This is a genomic window from Achromobacter aegrifaciens (genome assembly GCF_902859735.1).
Taxonomy (GTDB): domain Bacteria; phylum Pseudomonadota; class Gammaproteobacteria; order Burkholderiales; family Burkholderiaceae_B; genus Achromobacter; species Achromobacter aegrifaciens.
In genome coordinates this window covers 218033-232180 of sequence record NZ_CADIJY010000006.1, presented here as the reverse complement: position 1 = coordinate 232180, position 14148 = coordinate 218033, and the positions used below count along the sequence as shown (strand labels likewise).

The 14148-nt window shown below is 67.6% G+C and carries 13 protein-coding genes; 7 read left to right on the top strand and 6 right to left on the bottom strand.

The window, feature by feature from the left end; genetic code table 11:
- Positions 1–7 precede the first annotated feature (7 nt).
- Together HV766_RS19610 and HV766_RS19605 are read left to right on the top strand one after the other, a co-directional pair.
- Positions 8–847: a ZIP family metal transporter gene (locus HV766_RS19610; RefSeq protein WP_054451005.1), complete on the top strand. Its 840-nt coding sequence runs from the start codon at positions 8–10 to the stop codon at positions 845–847.
- 72 nt (positions 848–919) lie between these two features.
- Positions 920–1708 (top strand): dienelactone hydrolase family protein, encoded by a 789-nt coding sequence (locus HV766_RS19605; RefSeq protein WP_125470911.1) that lies wholly within the window; start codon positions 920–922, stop codon positions 1706–1708.
- A 75-nt stretch (positions 1709–1783) separates the two neighbouring features.
- Here the strand turns inward: HV766_RS19605 and HV766_RS19600 are convergent, their stop codons facing one another.
- Positions 1784–3445, bottom strand: coding sequence for a Na/Pi cotransporter family protein (locus HV766_RS19600; RefSeq protein ID WP_054451007.1), 1662 nt, complete (start codon positions 3443–3445; stop codon positions 1784–1786).
- A 192-nt stretch (positions 3446–3637) separates the two neighbouring features.
- Here HV766_RS19600 and HV766_RS19595 point away from each other — a divergent pair, with 192 nt between their 5' ends.
- On the top strand, positions 3638–5029 hold the full coding sequence (locus tag HV766_RS19595; RefSeq protein WP_119450578.1) for an L-serine ammonia-lyase: 1392 nt from the start codon (positions 3638–3640) through the stop codon (positions 5027–5029).
- A 39-nt stretch (positions 5030–5068) separates the two neighbouring features.
- Here HV766_RS19595 and HV766_RS19590 read toward each other — a convergent pair whose 3' ends face one another.
- Together HV766_RS19590 and htpX are read right to left on the bottom strand one after the other, a co-directional pair.
- Positions 5069–6196 (bottom strand): lactonase family protein, encoded by a 1128-nt coding sequence (locus HV766_RS19590; RefSeq protein WP_175181710.1) that lies wholly within the window; start codon positions 6194–6196, stop codon positions 5069–5071.
- Positions 6197–6422: 226 nt separating this feature from the next.
- Positions 6423–7304: a protease HtpX gene (htpX, locus tag HV766_RS19585; protein ID WP_013392481.1), complete on the bottom strand. Its 882-nt coding sequence runs from the start codon at positions 7302–7304 to the stop codon at positions 6423–6425.
- A 151-nt stretch (positions 7305–7455) separates the two neighbouring features.
- Here htpX and HV766_RS19580 point away from each other — a divergent pair, with 151 nt between their 5' ends.
- Both HV766_RS19580 and HV766_RS19575 read left to right on the top strand, forming a co-directional pair.
- Positions 7456–8310 carry a DMT family transporter gene (locus tag HV766_RS19580; RefSeq protein WP_054451009.1) on the top strand — a complete coding sequence of 285 codons (855 nt, stop codon included), beginning with the start codon at positions 7456–7458 and terminating at the stop codon, positions 8308–8310.
- 37 nt (positions 8311–8347) lie between these two features.
- The gene (locus tag HV766_RS19575) at positions 8348–9202 is read left to right on the top strand and encodes a sulfurtransferase (protein WP_054451010.1); all 855 of its coding nucleotides are present in this window, start codon (positions 8348–8350) and stop codon (positions 9200–9202) included.
- Here HV766_RS19575 and HV766_RS19570 read toward each other — a convergent pair.
- Positions 9196–10128 carry a LysR family transcriptional regulator gene (locus HV766_RS19570; protein ID WP_125470907.1) on the bottom strand — a complete coding sequence of 311 codons (933 nt, stop codon included), beginning with the start codon at positions 10126–10128 and terminating at the stop codon, positions 9196–9198. The two genes, HV766_RS19575 and HV766_RS19570, sit on opposite strands and share 7 nt — an antisense overlap.
- 115 nt (positions 10129–10243) lie before the next feature.
- On the opposite strand from HV766_RS19570, the gene HV766_RS19565 reads away from it, so the two are divergent.
- Positions 10244–11476 carry an MFS transporter gene (locus HV766_RS19565; RefSeq protein WP_370539854.1) on the top strand — a complete coding sequence of 411 codons (1233 nt, stop codon included), beginning with the start codon at positions 10244–10246 and terminating at the stop codon, positions 11474–11476.
- On the opposite strand, the gene HV766_RS19560 is transcribed toward HV766_RS19565, so the two are convergent.
- Positions 11454–12023, bottom strand: coding sequence for a phosphonate degradation HD-domain oxygenase (locus HV766_RS19560; RefSeq protein WP_054451012.1), 570 nt, complete (start codon positions 12021–12023; stop codon positions 11454–11456). The two genes, HV766_RS19565 and HV766_RS19560, sit on opposite strands and share 23 nt — an antisense overlap.
- 38 nt (positions 12024–12061) lie before the next feature.
- Positions 12062–12925, bottom strand: a complete 864-nt coding sequence (locus HV766_RS19555; protein ID WP_054451329.1) for a LysR family transcriptional regulator — start codon at positions 12923–12925, stop codon at positions 12062–12064.
- 147 nt (positions 12926–13072) lie between these two features.
- Between HV766_RS19555 and HV766_RS19550 the strand changes: the two genes are divergently transcribed.
- Positions 13073–14146 carry a putative 2-aminoethylphosphonate ABC transporter ATP-binding protein gene (locus HV766_RS19550; RefSeq protein ID WP_054451013.1) on the top strand — a complete coding sequence of 358 codons (1074 nt, stop codon included), beginning with the start codon at positions 13073–13075 and terminating at the stop codon, positions 14144–14146.
- Positions 14147–14148 lie beyond the last annotated feature (2 nt).

The window sequence follows — 14148 nt, the reverse complement described above, 5'->3', positions numbered from 1 at the left end:
CCCAAAAATGTTGCTGCTCTGGATTTTGCTCGCCACCGTCACCGGCGGGCTTATCGCCGTCCTTGTCGCCAGCTGGCTGGCCTACAAGGTTTTCGCGCAATACCTGCACCACATGGTCAGCCTGTCGGTGGGGGTGCTGCTGTCGGTGGCGCTGCTGCACCTGCTGCCCGAGGCCTTCGAGACGGGGGTGGGCGATGCCCACGTGCTGTTCGGCCTGATGCTGGCATCGCTGATCGGCTTTTTCGTGCTGGAGAAGATTGCGCTGCTGCGCCACAGCCATCACCACGAGGGCGACGGCCATCACCACCACAAGGGGCATGACCGCCACGAGGCGGGCCGCGGCGGCGTGCTGATCCTGATCGGCAGCTCGCTGCACAACCTGTGCGACGGGGTGCTGGTGGCGGCGGCTTTCCTGACCGATCCGCTGCTGGGCGTGCTGACCGCGGCGTCCATCATCATCCATGAGGTGCCGCACAAGCTGGGTGACTTCGTGGTGTTGCTCAACGCGGGCCTGGCGCGCCGCCGCGCGTTCTCCCTGATCCTGTTCACCAGCTTGTGTTCAGCCGTGGGCGGCATAATAGGGTACTTCGTGCTGCAGCAGGCGCAGCAATGGGTGCCGTATGTCCTGGTGGTTGCAGCCAGCAGCTTCCTCTACATTTCGGTGGCCGACCTGATGCCGCAGATGCACGAACGGGTATCCCTGGCCGATGCCGTCCCGCAATTGCTGCTGGTCGGCGTGGGCGTGGTGCTGATCTACAGCGTCACCACGGTGATGCACCATGGGCACGACCACGAGGCCGAAGCCGGCCAGGCCGCGCCGCAAGTGGAGCATGGCCACCGGCACTAGGACAGGCGCGGGGCCGTGCAGGCGCTGACGGGATATCCGGCTTGGTTGATCATCCCTACACAGGAGTTCTTCATGAGTTTTTCCGCCGCAGCCGGCAACGTCGCGCCCACCGTGATCCACACGGACACCCAGGGCCTGGTCCACGGGGATTTCAAACTGCCCGTGGCCGACGGCACGATCGCCGCCTATTACGCCGCGCCCGAAGGCAAGCGCGACCTGCCCATCGTGCTGGTTGTGCAGGAGATCTTCGGCGTGCACGAGCACATCAAGGACCTGTGCCGCCGGGTCGCCAAGGCCGGCTACCTCGCCGTCGCCGCCAATCTGTACGAACGCCAGGGCGATGCCTCGGTCTACACCGACATCCCGAAACTCATTGCCGAGCTGGTCAGCAAGGTGCCGGACGAACAGGTGTTCGCCGACCTGGACGCCAGCGTGGCCTGGGCGGCCGCGCACGGCGGCGATCCCAAGCGCGTGGCGGTGACGGGCTTTTGCTGGGGCGGTCGCCTGACCTGGATGTACGCCGCGCACAATCCCGACGTGAAGGCGGGCGTGGCCTGGTACGGCAAGCTCAGCGTGGGCCATGGCCCGCTGATCAAGCGCGTTGCCTTCGACGTGGTCAACGAACTGCACGCCCCGGTGCTGGGCCTGTATGGCGGCAAGGACGCCAGCATTCCGCTGGCCGACGTCGAAACCATGAAATCCAAGCTGGCCGCCGGCAACGACAACGCCCGGCGCTCGGAATTCGTGGTGTATCCCGAGGCCGACCACGCCTTCCTGGCGGACTACCGCGCCAGCTACAAGGCCGAGGCCGCGCAGGATGGCTGGAAGCGCATGCTGGAGTGGTTCAAGCGCTATTTGTAGGATGCGGGGCAGCGAAAGCTGCCCAAGAGCGCGGTGAAAAAAGCCGACCACATAAGGTCGGCTTTTTCGTTCTGCTCAGTTCCCAGCCTCGCGCAAGCGGCTGGGCAGCAGTTCGCCGTGCCGCGCCAGCAGCGGATAGGCCGCCGCGCCGACCAGATGGGAATTGATGCCCTTCATGTCGCGCAGGATGTCCAGGTAGAGCGCGCCCACCTCGGCGGCGTCGACCTCGCCGCCTTTGATTTTCTGCAGGTGCGTGTCCGCGGCATGGGTCTCGATCGAGCGGAAGCGCGCCTTTTCACCCGCCAGCGCACGAGCCTGGCGCAGGTCGTCGTTGACGAACAGGGCGGCGGCGGTGCGCTGGTTGGCGATGAGCTGGCCCAGCGTGTCGTCCAGGCTGGCGCGCTGTTCGGGCGAAAAGATCCAGCCCTGCTTGCGCAGCTTGGCGACGTGGCTGAGCAGGCCGTGGTGGGCGATGTCGCCGGCATGGCCGATATTGCTGGTGAAGGCCAGGATGTCGTCCAGGCGCTGGATGTCCTCGCGCGTCATGTTCTCCTGGTCCAGGGTGGCCAGGTAGGTGGTGATGGCGTTTTCCAGCTTGTCCAGCGCGGCGTCCAGCTGGCGCGCCTGCACCATGCGGTGGCGGTTGTCGCGCTTGAAGCCGGCGCGGGCGTAGAGCAGCAGCGTCTGCAGCATGTCGGCCATGCGCAGGGCCTCGCGCGCGGCGTTGCCCAAGGCCACGGCGGGCACGTCATGAGCCCATTCATCCAGGTACTGCGGGCGCGACGGGTCGTTCGGATCTGCGCGCTTGGGCAGCCAGCGCGTCAGCAGGGCGGCGTAGGGCGTCAACAGCGGCAGGAACACCAGGGCGATGACGGCGTTGAACAGGGTGTGGAAGTTGGCCACGGCGCGGGCTGGGTCGGAGGCCAGATCGCTCATCATCGGCTGCAGGTAGGGCAGCAGTATCAGCCCGATCAGCACGCCCAGCACCCGGGTCAGCAGGTTGCCCAGGGGCAGGCGGCGCGCGGCGGGGTCGTCTCCGGTCACGCCTTCGATCATGGGGTTGATGGCAGTGCCCAGGTTGGCGCCCAGCACCAGCGCGAAGGCTACGTGCGGGGCCACCATGTGGTGGCTGGCCAGCGACATGACCAGCACCACCACGGCCACGCTGGAATGCGCCGCCCAGGTGAAGGCGGCCGCCAGCAGTACCGTGGCCACGGGCTGGGTCGCCAGCGCGTCCAGGATCATGCCCAGCATGGGCGCGGTCTGGAAGGGCTGGAACAGTTCGACCAGTTGGTGCAGCGACAGCAACAGCAGGCCCAGGCCGATGAAGACGCGTCCCAGGTCGCGCGTGCGGCCCGGCGGGTAGCGGCGGAACATCCATACGCCCGCGAGGATCAGGATGGGGGCGAGCGAGGTCAGGTCGAAGGACAGCAGCTGGACGATGAGCGTGGTGCCGACGTTGGCGCCCAGCATGGCGGCCAGGGCCGGCGCCAGGCCGACGACGCCGCCGGCCGCGAAGCCGGTGATCATCAGGCCCGTGGCGGTGCTGCTCTGCAACGCGGCGGTAATGCCCAGTCCGGCGGCGAATGCCCGCAGCCGGGTTCCCAAGGCCTTGCCCAACGCCGCGCCCAGGGCGGCCCCGAAGGCGCGCTGCACGCCTGTTTGGACCATATGCACGCCCCAGAGGAGCAGGGCGACGTAGCCGGCGAAGTCAAGCAGGGTAATGAGTCCGGACATCCTGGCGTATTTCCATTCTTTTATGACAAGTAATAATTTTGTAATGATCGCATGCGCGGCGCTGCCGGGGGAACCTGTCCCCGCAATACAGCATACGCCTGCGGGCGCATCTACGGGGCAGGACGCTAGCTGCGCGTGGGCTGGCCTACGCGTATCATTGCCTCATCAATCGCAGATGCAATGGAGTTTTGCGTGGCTGTTTCCGTATTCGACCTGTTCAAGATAGGCATAGGCCCGTCTAGCTCCCATACGGTGGGCCCCATGCGGGCCGCCCTGTTGTTCGCGCAAGGCCTGGAGCGCGACGGCCTGATGCCCAATGTGGCCACGGTGCGCGCCGAGCTTTACGGCTCGCTGGGCGCTACGGGCAAGGGCCACGGCACCGACAAGGGCGTGCTGCTGGGCCTGATGGGCGAAGCCCCCGACACCGTCGACCCCGCCGCCATCGCCGGCATGATCGCGTCGGTGCGGGCCAGCCGCCAATTGCCGCTGCTGGGACGCTATCCGGTTCCTTTCGTCGAAAAGGAACACATGATGTTCTACCGCCGCGAAGCCATGGCGGAACATCCTAACGGCATGAAGTTTCACGCCTTTGACGCCAATGGCGAATCCCTGCGCGAGGCCCGCTACCTGTCGGTGGGGGGCGGTTTCGTGGTGACGGCCGGCGCGTCCAACAGCCAGGTCATCGCCGCGCACGACCAGTTGCCGTACCCGTTCCGCATGGGTCGCGAACTGATGGGCATGTGCAGCGAGAGCGGCCTGTCGGTGGCGCAGCTGATGATGAAGAACGAGTTGACCTGGCGCGACGAGGCCGAGGTGCACGCCGGGCTGGACCGCATCTGGCAGGTCATGCAGGACTGCGTGTCGCGCGGCTGCGGCATCAACTATCCGGAAGCGGACGGTGAACTGCCCGGTCCCCTGCGCGTGCGCCGCCGCGCGCCCGAGCTTTACCGCAACCTGACCCAGCGCGCCGAGCGCACCCTGTCCGATCCCCTGTCCGTGATGGACTGGGTCAATCTGTACGCCATGGCGGTCAACGAAGAGAACGCCGCGGGCGGGCGCGTCGTGACGGCGCCGACCAATGGCGCGGCCGGCATCATCCCGGCAGTGCTGCATTACTACGACCGCTTCGTGCCTGGTTCCAACCGCGAGGGCGTGCGCGACTTCCTGCTGACCGCGGCGGCCGTGGGCCTGCTGTACAAGTACAACGCCTCGCTGTCGGGCGCCGAAGTCGGCTGCCAGGGCGAGGTCGGCGTGGCCTGCTCGATGGCGGCGGGCGGCCTGGCCGCGGCCCTGGGCGGCACGGTCGAACAGGTCGAGAACGCGGCCGAGATCGGCATGGAGCACAACCTGGGCCTGACCTGCGACCCCGTGGGCGGCCTGGTGCAGATCCCCTGTATCGAGCGCAACGCCATGGCCTCCATCAAGGCCGTGAACGCTGCCCGCATGGCGCTGCGCGGCGACGGCCAGCACTATGTGTCGCTGGACTCCGTCATCAAGACCATGCGCGAGACCGGCGCCGACATGAAGACCAAGTACAAGGAAACCGCGCGCGGCGGGCTGGCGGTGAACATCGTCGAGTGCTGAGGGCACGGGGTGACGACGATGCGGGAGGGCGAGCGGCTGTCATGGCCTCGGGGTTTCTTTCCGAAGCAAGGGAAGAACGCAGGCCGGGGAGGAAATGGCAAACGGCACGCCTGCAGGCTGCAGCTGGCCGCTGTCCGGGTCGATGCGCATGCAGGAAATGCGGTGCTCGTCCTGGCTGGCGACCAGCAGGAAGCCGCCGTCCGGGGTGATGGCGGCGTCCCGCGGGGTGCGCCCGCCGGCGGGCCACAAGCCTATCGGCTCAAGCCAAGGGGCGGATTCCAATAGCCGAAATCCTGCGATGCTGTCGTGGCCGCGGTTGGTCGCGTAGAGCCAGCGTCCGCTCGGATGCAGGCAAAGCGCGGACGCGGAGTTGGCGTTTTGCCAATCTGCCGGCAGCGTGCCGATCCGGGCGAGCGCGTGTGCATGGGGATCGCGTGCCGTGGGCAGTTGAACGACGCTCACGCTATTGGACAGTTCGTTGAGCACGAAGGCGCGGGTACCGGCCGGATTCAGCCGCAGGTGGCGCGGCCCGGAACCTGGTCCTATCTGCACCTGCAGGTCCGGGAGCAGATCCAGCGCGGCGCCCCGCAAGGCATGGCGGGCGACGCTGTCGGTACCCAAGTCACACAGGTAGACCGCATCGCCGGACGGGGTCGGCTGGGCGCAATGCACATGGGGGCTCGCCTGGCGGTCGCTGCGCGGACCGCTGCCATGGCGAACGATGATGTCGGGCGGGGCGCTGGGCAACCCCTGCCCGTCGAGCCGGTAGCTCAGGAGTTCGCCGCTGCCATAGTTGGATACGAAGAGGCGCTCCGCCGCAGGCGTCAGGCTGATGTGGCAAGGGCTGGCGCCAGGCGTAGGCACATTGAGCAAATGCCGCAGCGTGGCCGCGCCGTCGACCGCGTAGACGTCGATGCTGGCGCCCACTTCCTGCTCGCTCACGCCGTACAGCAGGCCGAGGGACGCGGAATGGCACAGGTAAGAGGGATTGACGCCATGGCTGTCCACCTGCAATTCACGCAGCGTGGCCGTCGCGGCGTCGAACCTCAGCAAGTGGATGCCGCGCCCTATGCCGTGCACATGCGGCATCGGCCGCGTATACGTGCCCACGGCAACCAGCCAGCTGCCCGTTCCGCGGGCCGGGGAGTGCGTACTCGATTCAGCCACGGTCTGCCCTCGACATCACGTCTATCCATACGGCCAGGACCGGCGCCAGGCCCCTGAAATTATGCGCCCACCCCATTGAAGCAGGAATGTCTGATCGTTGGTCGTCTTCGGGGGGGGCCTCGCATCCTGGGGGCCATTTTTGGACGGAGCCGGAAAAGACGATGGCCCGCGCAAGCGGGCCATCGAGTCAGGGCTGCAGGGCGCGAGGCCCGTCTGAGCGAAAGGCTTAGATCACGCGCGCATTCTGCAGCGCGGCGATGCGGGCCGGAATCGGCGGGTGCGAGGCGAACATCGCGGCCAGGCCGCCCTTGCCGGTGATGCCCGAGGCCTCGAAGGACTTGGGCAGCTCGCCCGGTTCCAGGCCGCCCAGGCGGGCCAGGGCGCGGATCATGGGTTCGCGGGCGCCCATCAGGTGGGCCGAGCCGGCGTCGGCGCGGTACTCGCGCTGGCGCGAGAACCAGGCCACGATGATCGAGGCCAGCACGCCGAAGATGATTTCACAGACCAGCACGGTGATGTAGTAGCCCGGGCCGATGCCGCGTTCGTTCTTGAACACCACGCGGTCGATGAAGTAGCCGACCACGCGGGCCAGGAACACGACGAAGGTGTTCACCACGCCCTGGATCAGCGTCAGCGTGACCATGTCGCCGTTGGCGATGTGCGCGACTTCGTGCGCCAGCACGGCGGCGACTTCTTCCTCGCTCATGCTTTCCAGGAGACCGGTGGACACCGCGACCAGCGAGTCGTTCTTGAAGGCGCCGGTGGCGAAGGCGTTGGGGGCGCCTTCATAGATGGCGACTTCCGGGCGGCCGATGCCGGCGCGGTCGGCCAGCTGGTGCACGGTGTCGACCAGCCAGGCTTCGCGCTGGTTGCGGGGCGAATTCGGGTCGAGCACCTGGGCGCCGGTGCTCCACTTGGCCATGGGCTTGCTGATCAGGAGCGAGATGATCGCGCCGGTGAAACCGACCACCACCGAGAAAATCAGCAGGGCGTTCAGGTTCAGGCCGTTGGCGGTGATGTAGCGGTCCACGCCCAGGATGCGCAGCGTGGCCGACAGCACCAGCATGACAGCCAGGTTGGTCAGGACGAACAGGACAATGCGTTTCATGTTTTTTGTGTTCCTCTGCGAGCAGGATATGCCGGGATTCGACACTGCTGCGGGCCGCCAGTTCCCCGACTCGCGGCGCCGCTTCCGGTGACGGAGAGTATAGTATCGCTTTCCCTTATTCCTCCTCACTTTTCCCTTAGCGTAGACCCCCATGCAGGCACTCTGGATGTTGCTGGCGTCCGCCATGTTCGCCATCATGGGTTCGTTCGTGAAGCTCGGCACCGAACACGGCGCCTCGCTGCCGCAAGTCGTTCTATTTCGCGGATTGCCGTCGGTCATCCTGCTGCTGATCTGGGCCCGCGCCGGCCGCCAGTCCATCATCCCCGTCAGCTGGAAACTCCACCTGTGGCGCAACCTGTCCGGCGTCACCTCGATGTGGCTGGGCTTTTTCGCCATCGCCCATCTGCCCCTGGCCACCGCTACCAGCCTGAACTACACCGCGCCGCTGTTCATCGCCTGCTGGATGCTGGGCTGGGGCGGCGCGCAGCGCGACCCCGTGCGCATCGTGGCGGTGGCGCTGGGGTTCCTGGGCGTGATCGCGGTGCTGCGGCCCAGCATCAACGAGGACCAGTGGCTGGCTGCCCTGCTGGGGATGACCGCCGGCGCCATGTCGGCCATCGCCATGATGCAGATCCGCCAGTTGGGCCGGGTCGGCGAACCCGAATGGCGCACGGTGCTGTTCTTCTCCGTGGCCGTTTGCGTGTCCAGCCTGGCCGGACTGTTGTTCGAGGGCTGGGGCCACGCCGACTGGACCGGCTACCTGTCGCTGCTGGGCGTGGGCGTGACGGGCCTGTTCGGCCAGTTGGCCATGACCCGCGCCTTCGGCCTGGGGTCGGCGCTGCTGACGGCGGCGCTGCAGTACAGCACCATCATCTTCGCGGCCCTGCTGGGCATGGGTTTCTGGGGCGAACAGCTGGACGCCCTGGCCTGGGCCGGCATGGGCTTGATCATTTTCGCGGGCCTGTTGTCGATCTGGCGCACCATGCGCGATCCCAAGCCGGCCTGAGCCGCGGTCGCCCAACACCCTTACAGGAGCACACCGAATGACGATGACCCTGATTTCCGCCGCCGACCTGGCCGCGCGCCTGGATGCGCCGGACGTGCGCGTGTTCGACGTGCGCCACGACCTGACCAACCATGCGGCCGGCCGTCAGGCCTATGACGCGGGCCACATCCCCGGCGCGCGCTACCTGGACCACGAAACCGAACTGGCCGCGGCCCGCACCGGCAAGAACGGCCGTCATCCGCTGCCGTCGCGCGCCGCGTTCGGCGCGCTCATGGCCGCCCACGGCGTGACGCCCAAGACCCTGGTGGTGGCCTATGACGCCAGCGGCGGCATGTACGCTGCGCACCTGTGGTGGATGCTGCGCTGGCTGGGGCATGACCAGGTGGCAGTGCTGGACGGCGGCTGGCAGGCCTGGACGGCGGCCGGTTTGCCGACCACGACCGAGGCGGGCGCCGCCGTGCGCGCGGGCCAGCCCGTCGAGCCGGGCGCCTCGCTGGCGGGTTCGGTGGATGCGCAGGCGGTGCTGGACAACATTCCCCGCCAGGCCTTCACCGTGATCGACGCGCGCGCGGCCAACCGCTACCGCGGCGAGGTCGAGCCCATGGACCCGGTCGCCGGCCACATTCCGGGCGCGCTGAACCGCCCCAACGGCGAGAACCTCCAGGCCGACGGCCGTTTCAAGCCGGCCGCGCAGTTGCGCGAGGAATTCGCCACGCTGCTGGACGGCCGCGATCCGGCTGCCATCGTGCACCAGTGCGGCTCGGGCATCACGGCTTGCCACAACCTGCTGTCCATGGAGATCGCGGGCCTGTCCGGTTCGCGCCTGTACCCGGGCTCCTGGAGCGAGTGGTGCAGCGATCCGTCCCGCCCGGTGGCTACGGGCGCTCAGTGACCTGAGGCCTGGACCTGATGCCCGGGCCTGGACGCCCGGGCGTCGGCAAAGACCCGGGAACCCAGAAAGTCCACTAGCGCCCGGACCTTCGGCGACGGGTGCTTGCTGGCGGGCCACAGGATGTGGAAGACGTTGGTCCGCTCCGATTTTCCTTTCAGTACCTGCACCAGGCGGCCGTCCGCCAGGGGTTCGCGGATGGCGAAGTCCGGCAGGTAGGCAATCCCCAATCCTTGCAGCGCGAAGCAGGCGCGCGTCTCGATGTTGTTGCAGATCATCGAGACGGGCAACTGCAGTTCAGGCTCGTCGTCGGCTTGCCGCAGGGCCCAGGTCTCCAGCTTGCCGCTGCTGGGAAAGCGGTAGTGCAGGCAGCTGTGGCGCAGCAGGTCGGCCGGCGTTTTGGGCGTGCCGCGGCTGGCCAGGTAGGCGGGGGAGGCGACCAGCAGGATCTGGAAGGCGCCCAGGCGGCGCGCCGACAGGCGTGAGTCGGCCGGCTCGCCCGTGCGCACCACGGCATCGAAGCCTTCTTCGATCACGTCCACCATCCGGTCGGTGAAATCCAGGTCGAGTTCGATCTCGGGATACTCGCGCATGAACTCGCCCAGCACCGGCAGCACCAGCCCGCTGACCAGCGGCAGGCTGACGCGCAGGCGTCCGCGCGGCGCGGCGGCGGCCTGCGACAGCTCCAGTTCGGCCGCTTCGATCTCGGCCAGGATGCGGCGGCTGCGTTCCAGGAACAGCGCCCCTTCGGCCGTCAAGGTGACGCTGCGCGTGCTGCGGTGGAACAGGCGCACGCCCAGTTTTTCTTCCAGCCGCGCCACGCTTTTGCCGATGGCGGATGCCGACACGCCCAGCAGCCGGCCGGCGGCGACGAAGCTGCGCGTTTCGGCGACCTGCACGAATACGACAAAGCCATTGAGGCTATCCATCTGTTTCCTCGATTGCGGACATGTAATTCCGCATAAGAAGGAAATGTAGCCTACTTTTTCTTTAATCCGGGGGACTCTATCGTCTCGGCACCAAGCTTCAACCAAGGTGCCTGAGATGAAAAAAACCACGAATTCCCCGCGTCCGCGTACTGCGCCCACGCATCCCCCCGCCGGTCGCGACCGCCTGCCGCTGGGCGCCTTGCTGGCGCTGGCGATGGCCGGCTTCATCACCATCCTGACCGAGGCGCTGCCGGCCGGGCTGCTGCCGCAGATGGCGCAGGGCCTGGCCGTGTCCCAGGCCAGCATCGGCCAGACCGTCACCATCTACGCGATCGGGTCGTTGGTGGCGGCGATCCCGCTGGTCGCCGCGACCCAGGGCGTGCGGCGGCGTCCGCTGCTGCTGGCGGCGATCGCCGGGTTCGTGCTGGCCAACACGGTGACCGCGCTGTCATCCGGCTATGTGCTGACCCTGGCCGCGCGCTTTCTGGCCGGCGTGTCGGCGGGACTGTTGTGGGCGCTGCTGGCAGGTTACGCCGCGCGCATGGTGCCCGCACATCAGCAAGGGCGCGCGATCGCGGTGGCGATGCTGGGTGCGCCGCTGGCGCTGTCGCTGGGCGTTCCGGCCGGCACGTTCCTGGGCGCGCTGTGGGGCTGGCGCGCAGGCTTTGGCATCATGAGCGGGCTGGCCTTGGTCCTGATGGTCTGGGTGCGTTTGCGGGTGCCGGACTTTGCGGGACAGGCCCGGGGCCGGCAACTGCCGCTGCGGCGCGTATTCCTGCTGCCCGGCGTGCGCCCGGTGCTGTTCGCGGTGCTGGCGTTCGTCCTGGCGCACAACATTCTCTACATCTATATCGCGCCGTTCCTGGCATCGCTGGGCATGGCTGCAAACACCGAGCTGGTGCTGCTGGTGTTCGGACTCAGCTCCCTGGCCGGCATCTGGCTGATCGGGACGTTGATCGACCGTCATCTGCGGGCGCTGACTTTGGCCTGCATCGCCCTGTTCGGCCTGGCCGCGCTGGCGCTGGGTATCGCGGGCGGCATGCCGGCCATGCTTTATCTGTCGGTGGGGGCTTGGGGCGTGGCGTTCGGCGGCTCGCCGACGCTGTTCCAGACCGCGCTGGCCAAGACGTCGGGCGATGCCGCGGACGTGGCGCAGTCCATGCTGGTGACCGCGTGGAACACGGCGATTGCCGCAGGCGGGATCGTCGGCGGCGCGTTGCTCGAACGCCTGGGCGTGGCCGCGTTCGTACCGGTGCTGCTGGCGCTGTTGGCGGCGACGCTGGCGGTGGTCTGGGCCGCCAGGACGCACGGCTTTCCGGCCAGCCCTACCAGATGGCAGCCAGCTTGACCCGACCCGAGATGCTCTCGGCGATTTCCAGGAAGTGGTCCAGGGGCGGCGTTGCCAGCCCCGGAACCTTGGCCATGTCGTCCCAGCGCCTCAGGCGGATCGCATCCGGCGCGCCCGGCATGCTCGCGAATTCCACCGCCTGGCTCGCATCGAAACTGCCCCCCTGCAGCGCCAGGCTGCGTTTCGAATCCTCCGAGAGCGACGCTTCATATTGCGGTTCCACATAGCAGAGGTAGCGCTTGGCTTCCACGTGCAGCCGGATCGGGTCCAGCACCGCCGAGCTGAACAGGCCGCGCAGGAAGGGCAGGACGAAGTACTGGTGCTTGTCGTCGATGCCGCGCAGCGTCGGCGTGCCAGGCCGGTCGGCGATGAGATGGCCCAGGTCGTGCAGCAGGCTGGCGGTGATCAGGTGGGCGCCGGCGCCGTTGCGCTCGGCCAGCGCCGCGGTCTGCAGCGCATGCCGCAGGTGGCTGACGGATTCGCCGTCATAGGAGCGGTGCCCGCGCTCCAGGAAAATCTGCTCGATATCTTGCAAGGTCAAGGCCATGGTTGTCTCCTGGGTGGCCGCATAGGGGAGGGCGGCGCTCAGCCGGCGGCTGGCGCCATCTCCAGAAAGCGCGCGATCAGCTGCACCGGTTGGCGCTCGCGCAGGCAGTACAGGTATTCGTGCATCACGATGTCGGCGCCCTCGATGTCCAGGGCCGCCAGATCGGGATGGGACGGGATTTCGCGCGAGGGGATCAGGCTGATCCCCAGGCCGCACAGGATGGCCTGGCGGATGGACTCGCGGCTGCCGATTTCCAGCGTGCGGCTTACCGTGACGCCGGCCGCCTGCAAGGCGTCCTCCGTCAGCTGCCGCGTCATGGAGCCGGGTTCGCGCAGCAGCAGCGCGTGTTCGGCCAGGTCGGCCAGGCGGACGTGGCCGTGGCGCGCCAAGGGATGGTCGCGATGCGCCACCACCCGGATGGGGTCGGCCGCGATCATGCGGCGGTACAGGTGCTTGTCATCCATCAGAAACGACGACGTGGCAATCTCGATGCGATAGTCATGCAGCGCCTGCAGCATGCTTTGCGAATTGCCGATAGCCAGCGTCAGGTCTATGCCCGGATAACGCTGGTTATAGGCGCGCACCGTGTCCATGATGTAGTAGGGGCCGGTGGCGCCGATGCGCAGATTGCCTTCGCGCAGGTCGCTGGCGTCGCGCAGCCGGAAGTCGATCTCGGTTTCCTGCTGGACCAGCTTTTCCACCATGGGCATCAGGCTGTGGCCGGCGTCCGACAGGCGCATGCCGCGCCCCTGGCGGTGGAACAGTTCGACGCCGTAACGCGACTCCAGCTGGCGCAATTGCCCCGTCACCGTGGGCTGGCTGACGCCCAACTGGGCGGCGGCCTTGGTGACGGTGCCGCAGCGGGCCACGGCGTAGAAGGATTTGAGTTCGGCGACAAGCACGGTGCAGGGGGCGGAATAGGGGCGCAATGCGCAAGACCGCCAGTACACCAAAATAATTTGATGTTTTTATTACTGCATTTGCGCGAAGTGTCATAAACACTCAATACGCGTCTTCCATACTGCCTTCGTTCCCAAACCGGAGGCCCCATGGCCGAACGCGATACCGCATTTCTCTCTGTCAGGCATCTGGTGAAGCGCTTTGGCAGCCACACCGCGCTGTCGGACGTCTCGCTCGACATCCGCGCCGGGGAGTTGGTGTGCCTGCTGGGCCCCTCGGGCTGCGGCAAGACCACCTTGCTGCGCGCCATCGCCGGCCTCGAGCGCCAGGACAGCGGCACCATCGTGCTGTCCGGGCGCGACATCTCGCACGCCGAACCGCAGGCGCGCGACTACGGCATCCTGTTCCAGTCGTACGCGCTGTTTCCCAACCTGACGGTGGCCCAGAACGTGGCCTACGGCCTGAGCGGCAAGCGCGCCCACCGCAACCACGTCGCCAACCGCGTCGAGGAAATGCTGACGCTGGTCGGCCTGGCGGGCGCGGCGGATAAATATCCGGGACAGATTTCCGGCGGACAGCAGCAGCGCGTGGCCCTGGCGCGCGCGCTGGCGCCATCGCCGTCCCTGCTGCTGCTGGACGAGCCCATGTCGGCGCTGGACGCCCGCGTGCGCGAGCATCTGCGCATCGAGCTGCGGGCCCTGCAGAAGCGCCTGTCCATCACCACGCTGATGGTCACGCACGACCAGGAAGAGGCCATGGTGATGGCCGACCGCATCGCCGTAATGAATGGCGGCATCATCGAGCAGTACGGCACGCCGCGGGAACTCTACCGCCAGCCCGGCTCGGCCTTCATCGCCGATTTCGTGGGCGAGGCGAACTGGCTGCCGTTCGAACGCGTGGACGCGCACCGCGCCCGCGTCGGACGCCAGGAGCTGGCCGTGGACGAGGCGCTGGACGCCGCCAGCGGCAAGCTGTTCGTGCGCCCGGAAGCGGTGCGCGTCAGCACCGCGCGCCCGGATCAGCCCAACGCCATGTTGGCCGATGTGCTGGACGGCGTGTTCCTTGGCCGCGGCTATCGCCTGGCCTTGCGCCTTGAGGGCGTGCCCGGCAGCACGGTGCATTCCATCGTGTCCCCCGAAATCGGAGACGCCCTGCTGGGCCCTCACGCCGCCAGCCGCTGCTGGGTGGAGCTGCCGCGCCATGCGATTCGCGCCTACGCTTGATC